We start from the raw sequence: 9,526 nt of genomic DNA on the forward strand, positions 1-9,526 counted from the left end.
TTAGATTGACCCTCATTTTTGCCCGCTGCCACGCGGGCTTTTTTTCGTCTCAGGATCAGAACGTCCGGGCCACCTGCGCCAGCCCCTCCTCCACCGACACCGCCCTGCCCGTCGCCACCAGGCAGCAGGCAAGCTGTATCTTCAGCGCCTGCGGCACCGGCAGCTGGCCGGTCAGGCAGCGCTCGGTCCAGCGCGCCGTGACGTCAGGATCCCGGGAGTCGGGCAGCACCACGGAGGCATCGCTTTCCGCCGCGCGCTCATACAGCACGCGAATGCCCTGTTCATCAATGATATTGATTTGCGGGCAGCGCTGCGGGTTGGCGTAGGCTTCCCCTTCGGTGCCGTGCATCAGCAGCGCCCGTCCGCCAAGGGCGGCAAAAAAGCCCCCGACACGGGTCACGTACTCCGGGTGCGATACGCTGGAGAGGCGCAGCGCCGCGTCCTCAGCAAACGGCGTTGCCAGCTTCGCCAGCGTATGCGCGCTGTTGCGCACGCCCATGCGCCAGCGCAGCGCCAGCTGGTTCTCCAGCGGCGGACACAGGGCGCCAACCGGGATGTAGACCGGCTCATGCCCGTCCAGCTTCGCCTGCGCCTGCCCGGCGTGCAGCGTCGGGCTGATACCCAGCATGGTGAATATCGTTTCGCTGATCACCCGCGTACCGTCGTGGCTGACGCCGTGTACCACCACCGGAAAGCCGAGACGGTTGAGCAGCATCGCCAGCAGCGGCGTCAGGTTGGCCTGCTTGCGCGCGCCGTTGTAGGTCGGGATGACGATCGGCATCGGTTTATCAACCGGCGGCGTCAGGCGCAGCGTCTGGTGCTGCATCGCCTCATAAAAGCCGCGCAACTCGGCTTCCCCTTCCCCCTTGATACGCAGGGCAATCAGGATGCCGCCCAGCTCAAGCTCCGGCACGTCGCCGTTCAGCATATGGGTATACAGGGCGCGCGCCGTGTCGGTATCCAGATCGCGAGCGTGGTTCTTGCCCCGGCCGATTTCTTTGATGATTGTGCGGTAGTCCATCCATTACTCCTTACGTCATGCTGTCAGGCGTCTTAGCGCCGACGAGGGCGGCGCACGGCTTTTTTGCTCTCTGTCTTTACTATAACGTCTGGGGCGTCAGGCTGCGAAACGGGAAATACCGGCAGCGCGTTCAGCAGCCGTTGCCCGTAGCCTTTGGTGAACAGACGGCGGTCGTAGATCACCACTTCGCCCCAGCACTCATGGCTACGGATCAGGCGGCCGACCTGCTGAATCAGGTTAAACGACGCGCTCGGCAGGCTTTGCACTTCGAACGGGTAGCGGTTGAGGCTTTTTAACCACTCCCCTTCGGTAATCACCACCGGACTGTCTATCGGTGGAAACGCGATTTTATGGATGTGCACCTGGGTGAGCAGCTCCCCTTTCAGATCCAGCCCTTCGGCAAAGGACTGCAGCCCCACCAGCACGCTGCGCTCCCCGCCCTCCACGCGCTTGCGGTGCAGCTCCACCAGCCGGTAGCGTGGCTGGTCGCCCTGCACCAGCAGCAGCAGACGCAGATCGGTGAGGTGCGTCAGAAACTGCTGCATCGCGCGCCCGCTGGCGAACAGCACCAGCATCCCTTTGTGCTCGCCCTTTTCCACTTCGGCACGGAAATAGGCCGCCATCTCGGCAATATGGTGGGCTTCGTGCTCCATCTGCGGTTCATAGCGCATGCGGGGAATGACGATGCGCCCCTGTTCAACGTGATTAAACGGCGAGTCGAGGCTGATAAAACGGTCCCCGGCTTTCTCGCGCAGGCCGCTCATCTCCTGCAGGCGCGAGAAGCTGTTGAGCGAGCGCAGGGTCGCCGAGGTCACCACCACATGCGGCACGCTGCGCCACAGCAGCTTTTCCAGCTGATCGGCGACGCGGATCCCCACGCAGTGGAACCACAGGTGCGGCTGGCCGTCGCGCAGCTCGCGGGTAACCCATTTTGACACCGGCGCCCCGGACGCCTGGGCCATCGACGCCAGCCGCCACAGCTTGCTCTGCGCCTCAAAGTGGCCGAGTGCGCGGTTCATCTGCAGCAGCACCCGGTGCAGACGCACGATGTCGTGCGTCCCGGTCTTTTCGCTGAGATCGTTCAGGAACAGCTCCGCCAGCCCGCGCAGCGTTTCGGTCAGCTTCGCCAGCCGCTGGCAGATCTCCATGATTTCGGCCGGCAGTTCGCCCATGGCAAAGCGATATTCGGCCTCGCTCGCCGCTGGCAGGTAGAGGGAGAGAATGCTGTTGAGCGAGCCAATCAGCTCCGCAAGCTCCTCGCAGTGGGCGTTGAGCCGCTCAGGGTTAGCCAGCGGCGGCAGGGTTTTCGGGCGAAACTGCTCAACGCAGGTGGCGATAAGCTTGACGAACAGGTCAAGCTGTAACCGGGTCCAGGGCGCGGTGATTTCCGCGCTCATCTCCAGCGCATCACGGGCCACGTCCGGCACGTGGTGGCCCTCATCCAATACCAGCAGCAGGTTTTTCGCCTCGGGCAGCACCGCTTCACTCTCCAGCGCCGCCATCACCAGCGCGTGGTTCGCCACCACCACTTCCGCCTCCTGAATTTCACGGCGCGCCACGAAGAACGGGCACTCGCGGTAATAGTGGCAGTTGCGGTTCAGGCAGCTCGCCTTGTCGGTGCTGAGCCGCTTCCAGAGGGTGTCGTCGATGGCCTGATCGGTGTGGTCGCGCAGGCCGTCCCAGCGGTAGCTGTCGAGATCGGCTTTCAGCTTCGCGCAGCGCTGCTGCTCCTCTTTACTGTTGGGCGTCAGCTCGTCGTCGAGAAACGCCAGCAGATCGCCCTGCGCCAGGCTGTCGGTGGAGAGCGCCGCGAGATTGCGCGGGCAGACGTAGCGCCCGCGCCCAAAGGCGGCGGTGAATTTCAGATCCGGGATAATCTTGCGCAGCAGGGGCAGATCCTTGCTGAAGATCTGGTCCTGCAGCGCCACATTGGCGGTGCTGACCACCAGGGTTTTCTGTTCTTCGCGCGCAATGGCGATGCCGGGGATGAGATACGAGAGGGTTTTCCCGACGCCGGTTGGCGCTTCGATGGCCAGATGCCGCCCCTCATCCCCGGCCAGCGTTTTCGCCACTTCGGCAATCATCTGCCGCTGTGGCGCACGGGGGATAAAGTCGGGGATCTGCTGCTGTAGCGCCTTATACCAGGCGGCAATTTGCGCTTTATGCGCGCTCGAAAGGGCCATCGGGAAACCTGAGATACTGTATAAACAGCCACTATTGTGGCATTTTTTGCCGTCGAGGTTGACCTTTTTTTCCGCCCGCGGCGCTTAAAAATTCACAACATGAATACGCAAAGCGGATCACATTTCAGGCTGAAATATATCCTTTCCCCGTCCGCTACATTGACCCCCCCGTAGTCGGGTGTTAGGTTTTTTATTATGCATTAGCTTGTTACCGTTCGGCGGGCAAAACCTGAATGCGGACTGCGGGACTTTTTTCCCCGTAGCCTGTATTGATGTTTTGCCCGTTTTTGCTTTCAGGAGCCGTTGATGTTTATTAAGCAAATCCTTAATAACAATGTCGTCAGCGCGGTGGATGAACAGGGTCAGGAATTGATCCTCACCGGACGCGGATTAGGGTTTTCCGCGTCCACCGGGGAACGGGTTAATGCGCAAAAAATAGAAAAAACGTTTCGTCTGCACGACGACAGCGTGTCCGCGCGATTTAAAGTGCTGGTGGATGAACTGCCGCTGGAAATAGTCGAGCTGACCGATGATATCGTGGCGCTGGCGCGTCAGGCGCTGCCGCATAAATTAAGCGAAGGGCTGTACGTCAGCCTCAGCGATCACCTGCATTTCGCCCTGCAGCGCAGCGAGGAAAATATGCCGCTGCACAATCCGTTGCAGTGGGAAGTGCGCCACTTTTATCAGGCGGAATATGGCGTCGGCCAGCAGGCGCTGGCGCTGATTGCCGCCCGCACCGGCACGCTGCTGCCGGATGCGGAAGCCTGTAGCATTGCTCTGCACCTCGTCAATGCGGGCATCAACAGCACCACGGCGAAAACCAGCCAGATAACGCAGCTTATTTATCAGGTGCAGAATATCGTTAAGTACTGGTTTCGGGTGGATCCGGATGAGGAGAGCCTGAACTACCAGCGCTTTATTACCCATCTGAAATTTTTCGCCCAGCGGGTAATAGACGGCGAGATTATTGATAATGACGACGCGGAATTATTTGCCATGGTGCAGGAGCGGTATAAACAAACCGTCGCCTGCGTTGAGGCGATTAACGCCTTCGTGCAAAAGAATTATCAGCACACGATGAGCCAGTCGGAAAAACTTTATCTGACGGTGCATATCGATAACGTTATTAAACGCATGACGCCCGCCTGAGGCGGGTTATTTCCCCGGGAATTATCCCATCGGTTCCGTTCAGGCTTGTTACTGTTAAATCAGGCAAACCCCAGAGGAAGCAAGACGACCGGCCCTGCCGGCGATTGTTTACGCGCGATTGACCTCGCGCTCTGGAGGAATGGCAATGCACTATTCAGACACCGCGCAGGCGATTATCGCGCGCATCGGCGGGGCCGATAATATCGTCTCGCTGTTCCACTGCATTACCCGCCTGCGTTTTACGCTGCGCGACCAGGATCGGGCGGATCGGGCCGCGCTCGAAGAGATTGACGGCGTGATGGGGGTTAACATTTCCGGGGATCAGTATCAGCTGATCATCGGCAACGAGGTCGCCCCGCTGTGCGACGCCATCCTTAACCAGCTCCCCCATCTGCGCGACGCCCGGCCCCCGGCGGCCGACGCACCGCGTAAGCGGCGCAATCCGGTATCGGCGGTGCTGGAGGGGCTGTCCGGCATCTTCTCCCCCATCATTCCGGCCATTGCCGGCGCCGGGATCCTCAAAGGGGTGCTGTCGCTGCTGGTGGCCCTGAACTGGCTCGATGCCACCAATCAAAGCTACCTGATTCTGTCGGCCATCAGCGACGGCGTGTTCTTCTTTATGCCGCTGGTGCTGGCCTTCAGCGCCGGGCACAAGTTCGGCGCCAACCCCTATGTGGCGGTCGCCATGGCGGCGGCGCTGTTCCACCCCACGCTGCTCAAGCTGTTCGCCGCCGGAGAGCCGATCGCCTTCTTCGGAATGCCGGTCTCGCCGGTCTCCTACGCGTCGTCCGTGATCCCCATCCTGCTGGCGGTCTGGCTGCTGAGCTACGTCGAGCGGTTTATCGATCGCCTGATGCCCGGTCCGCTGAAAACCATGTTTGTGCCGCTGCTCTCGCTGGCGATCGTCACGCCGGTGACCCTCATCACCATCGGGCCGCTGGGTATCTGGCTCGGTAACGCCCTGTCAGGCGGCATTCTGTGGCTGGTCGCCAACATGGGGATGCTGGCGGGCGTGGTGGTGGGCGGCACCCTGTCGCTGATGATCATTACCGGGATGCACTACGTGCTGGTACCGGTGATGATCAACAACATCAGCCGTCTCGGCTACGACCCGTTCAAAATCCTGTTCTACGTCGCCAACCTTGGGCAGGCCGGGGCGGCCTTCGGGGTGTTCCTGCGTTCGCGTAACAAGAAGACCAAAACCCTGGCGCTCTCTACCAGCTTCAGCGCCTCGCTCGGCATTACCGAACCGGCGATGTACGGCATCAATATCCGCTTCAAACGTCCGTTTGCCTGCGCCCTGATTGGCGGTGCCTGCGGCGGCGCGTTCGCCATGATGATGGGGGTAAAAACCTATGCCTTTGCGCTGAGCGGCCTCTCCGGCCTGCCGGCGCTGGTCGGTCCGACGTTTCTCTGGGCGCTGGTCAGCCTCGCTATCTCCTTTGGGGTGGCCGCCCTGCTGACCGTGGTGGTCGGCTTTGAGGAGGCGAGCCCGCCGCAGGAGGCCAGCCAGGGCGCCCCTCTGCCGCTGAACGCCAGGGACGAGCAGATCTTCGCCCCGGTGAGCGGGCAGTTGAAGCCGCTGAGCCGCCTGAGCGATCCGGTGTTCGCTGATGAGGTGTTTGGCAAAGGCATCGCCATCGAACCGACGAGCGGCGAGCTACTCTCGCCGGTAAACGGCCGCGTGGAGTCGGTATTTGAAACCCGCCACGCCCTGACGCTGATGAGCGATACCGGCGCGGAGGTGCTGATCCATATCGGTATCGACACCGTGAAGCTCGGCGGCGCGGGCTTTGTCAGCCATATCGCGCCGGGCGATATCGTTGAGGTCGGCCAGCCGCTCATCAGCTTCGACCTTGCGGCCCTGCGCCAGCAGCAGATTGACACCAGCGTGATCGTGATTGTCACCAACAGCGAAAACTACGGCGATATTACCCCGGTAAAACAGGGCGATATCGGCATTAACGAAGCCTGTCTGAAACTGACCGCTCCGGCGGTCTAAGGGAGAACCATGACGATGTCGAAAGCATTCCCCGAGGGGTTTATGTGGGGCGGCGCTACCGCGGCCAACCAGCTTGAAGGCGCCTGGAACGTCGACGGCAAAGGGCTGTCGGTGTCTGATGTCTACACCTTTGATATCAACACCCCGAAGGAGCGCTGGCTGGATCAGTGGCTGGGCATGACCCATCAGCAGGTTGCCGAGGCGCAGGATCCCACCAGCACAAAGTACTACCCCAAGCGCAACGGCAACGACTTCTACCATCGCTATAAAGAGGATATCGCGCTGTTCGCCGAGATGGGCTTCACATGCTTTCGCATGTCCATCGCCTGGACGCGTATCTTCCCGCGCGGGGATGAGACGACCCCCAACGAGGCCGGGCTGGCGTTTTACGATGACGTATTCGACACCCTGCGCCAGCACGGCATCGAGCCCATCGTCTCGCTGTCGCACTACGAGATGCCCCTGGCACTGGTCACCGATTACGGCGGCTGGCCGAACCGTCAGGTGGTGGATTTCTACGTGCGCTTCGCCACCACCGTCTTCACCCGCTATCGCAAAAAGGTGAAGTACTGGATGACCTTCAATGAGATCAACTGCGTGAAGCATCACCCCTATGTCAGCGTGGGGGTTATCGAAGAGAACCACCCGAACATTGAACAGGACAAGTATCAGGGGGCGCATCACCAGTTTGTGGCGAGCGCGCTGGCGACCAAAGCCTGCCACGCCATTATCCCCGGCTCGCAGGTGGGGTGCATGATCAGCTACCAGATCCTCTACCCCCACACCTGCCACCCGGATGACCAGCTGGCCTGCGAGGATGCCCAGCGGGTGTCGCTGTTCTTTAGCGACGTGCAGGCGCGCGGCTACTACCCCTCCTGGGCGAAGCGCATGCTGGATGAGAAAGGCGTCACCCTGAAGATGGAGACGGGCGATGAGGAGATCCTGCGCCAGTACCCGGTGGACTACGTCTCCTTCAGCTACTACATGTCGAGCACCGTCAGCGCCCATCCGGAAAAACTGCAGGGCGCGACCGGCAACCTGATTACCGGCGGTATCCGCAACCCGTACCTGGAAACCAGCGACTGGGGCTGGCAGATCGACCCGAAAGGCCTGCGTCTGGCGCTGAACCAGCTCTATGACCGCTATCAGAAGCCGCTTTTTATCGCCGAGAACGGCCTTGGGGCGGTGGATGAGGTCAACCCGGACGGCAGCATCCGTGACGACTACCGCATCGATTATCTGCGCCAGCACATTGAGCAGATGCAGGAGGCGATCGCCGACGGGGTGGATCTGTTTGGCTACACCTGGTGGGGCCCCATCGACGTGGTAAGCGCCGGGACAGCCCAGATGTCCAAGCGCTACGGGTTTATCTACGTCGATCAGGATGACATGGGCAACGGCACCCTCGCCCGCTCGCGCAAGAAAAGCTTCGGCTGGTACAAAAAAGTGATCGCCACCAACGGTCAGGATCTCAGTGATTAAGGAGCAGCAGATGGCACGGTTTCCACAGCACTTTTTATGGGGCGGCGCGATAGCCGCCAATCAGGCCGAAGGCGCCTGGAACGTGGACGGCAAAGGGCCGTCCATCGCCGACGTGATACGCGGCGGTATCGCCTCCGGCCAGCATGACGCGGTGATTGATCCGAATCATTACTACCCCAGCCACGAGGCGGTGGACTTCTATCACCGGTATAAAGAGGACGTGGCGCTGTTTGCCGAGATGGGTTTCCAGTGCTTCCGCACTTCCATTGCCTGGTCACGCATCTTCCCGCGCGGCGATGAGCAGACACCGAACGAGGCCGGGCTGGCGTTCTATGACAGACTGTTTGATGAGCTGCTGAAGTACGGCATTGAGCCGGTGATCACCCTCTCGCACTATGAGACGCCGCTGGCGCTCTATCAGGAGTACGGCGGCTGGACAAACCGGGCGCTGATTACCCACTTCACCCGCTACTGCGAGACGGTGTTCCGCCGCTACCGTGGCAAGGTGAAATACTGGATGACCTTCAACGAGCTGAACAACATGAACCGCATGCCGTTCGCCACCGGCGCGGTTGACGCTGACGCCTCGCTGCAGGAGATCTATCAGGCCAACCACCATCAGTTCGTCGCCAACGCGCTGGCCAACAAGCTGTGCCATGAGATCATCCCCGAGGCGCAGATCGGCTGCATGCTGTCGCTCAGCACCGTCTACCCGGCGACCTGCCATCCGGACGATATTTTTGAAACCCAGCAGCTGCGCCGCCGGTCGCTGTTCTATTCCGACGTGATGATGAACGGTGAGTACCCGGCCTGGAGCGCCCGCCTGTTCCGCGACAACAACATCACGCTGGCGATGGAGCCGGAAGACCTGGAGCTTATCGCCCGCTATCCCTCGGACTATCTCGGCTTCAGCTACTACCGCAGCGTGGTGCACAAGGCCGGGGCGCAGATGCAGATCGACACCGGCGGCGCAAAGGGGGAAGACAATCCCTGGCTGAAAAAGACCGCCTGGGGCTGGCCGGTGGATCCGAAGGGGCTGCGCACGGTGTGTAACGAGCTGGCGGACCGCTACCGCAAGCCGCTGTTTATCGTCGAGAACGGCTACGGCGGCGTGGATGAAGTGGCGCCGGACGGCACCATCGATGACGTCGAGCGCATCGAGTATGCCCGGCAGCACATTCTCGAGATGGCCGAAGCCATCGCCGACGGCTGCGACATTATCGGGTACACCTGGTGGGGGCCGATCGATATCATCAGCGCCGGTACCGGCGAGATGAAAAAACGCTACGGGTTTATCTATGTCGACAAGGACAACGACGGCAGGGGTACGCTGGCGCGCAGCAGGAAGCGCAGTTTTGGGTGGTATCAGCAGGTGATTGCCAGTCATGGGGAGGTGTTATAGAGGGCTGGCGTGGCGTAGTAGTCTATAGGTTCCATTCACTGTGCAGCTCTGTGCTGAGCGTGGCACTCTGGTCTATGAACGTGCGGTGATGTTCCGTTCACCGGGCGACCGCACGCTTATGTGACCCTGGATGCCCGTGAACGTGCAAAGGGGGCTCGCCGCCGCCCCCTTTGCTATCCCGGCTCCCGGCCAAAAAACCGGCCCTGCGGGCTCCCCTTGCCTCCGGCGTCTCGCTCCGGTCGGGCGCGATACCCCATCCCGGGGCTCGCGCCCTCTGGCGGTTCCCG

Annotated in this window: 6 protein-coding genes; 4 read left to right on the plus strand and 2 right to left on the minus strand. The window is 61.2% G+C overall.

Going from position 1 to position 9,526, the window contains the following annotated elements:
- Positions 1–55 precede the first annotated feature (55 nt).
- Both ybiB and dinG read right to left on the minus strand, forming a co-directional pair.
- Positions 56–1,021, minus strand: a complete 966-nt coding sequence (gene ybiB / locus DW58_RS07600) for a DNA-binding protein YbiB (RefSeq protein ID WP_024550722.1) — start codon at positions 1,019–1,021, stop codon at positions 56–58.
- 32 nt (positions 1,022–1,053) lie between these two features.
- A complete protein-coding gene (gene dinG, locus DW58_RS07605; RefSeq protein ID WP_024562569.1) occupies positions 1,054–3,204 on the minus strand; it encodes an ATP-dependent DNA helicase DinG in 2,151 nt (716 codons plus the stop codon).
- A gap of 306 nt (positions 3,205–3,510) precedes the next feature.
- Here dinG and licT point away from each other — a divergent pair, with 306 nt between their 5' ends.
- The 4 genes from licT (at position 3,511) to DW58_RS07625 (ending at position 9,239) form a co-directional block, all read left to right on the plus strand.
- Complete coding sequence (licT, locus tag DW58_RS07610) at positions 3,511–4,353, plus strand: BglG family transcription antiterminator LicT (protein ID WP_024549987.1); 843 nt, start codon at positions 3,511–3,513, stop codon at positions 4,351–4,353.
- 145 nt (positions 4,354–4,498) lie between these two features.
- Positions 4,499–6,355, plus strand: a complete 1,857-nt coding sequence (locus DW58_RS07615) for a beta-glucoside-specific PTS transporter subunit IIABC (protein WP_024562568.1) — start codon at positions 4,499–4,501, stop codon at positions 6,353–6,355.
- A 9-nt stretch (positions 6,356–6,364) separates the two neighbouring features.
- Positions 6,365–7,837: a glycoside hydrolase family 1 protein gene (locus tag DW58_RS07620; RefSeq protein ID WP_024547725.1), complete on the plus strand. Its 1,473-nt coding sequence runs from the start codon at positions 6,365–6,367 to the stop codon at positions 7,835–7,837.
- A gap of 10 nt (positions 7,838–7,847) precedes the next feature.
- Positions 7,848–9,239, plus strand: coding sequence for a glycoside hydrolase family 1 protein (locus tag DW58_RS07625; RefSeq protein WP_024547724.1), 1,392 nt, complete (start codon positions 7,848–7,850; stop codon positions 9,237–9,239).
- Positions 9,240–9,526 lie beyond the last annotated feature (287 nt).

The organism is Siccibacter turicensis LMG 23730 (assembly GCF_000463155.2).
Taxonomy (GTDB): domain Bacteria; phylum Pseudomonadota; class Gammaproteobacteria; order Enterobacterales; family Enterobacteriaceae; genus Siccibacter; species Siccibacter turicensis.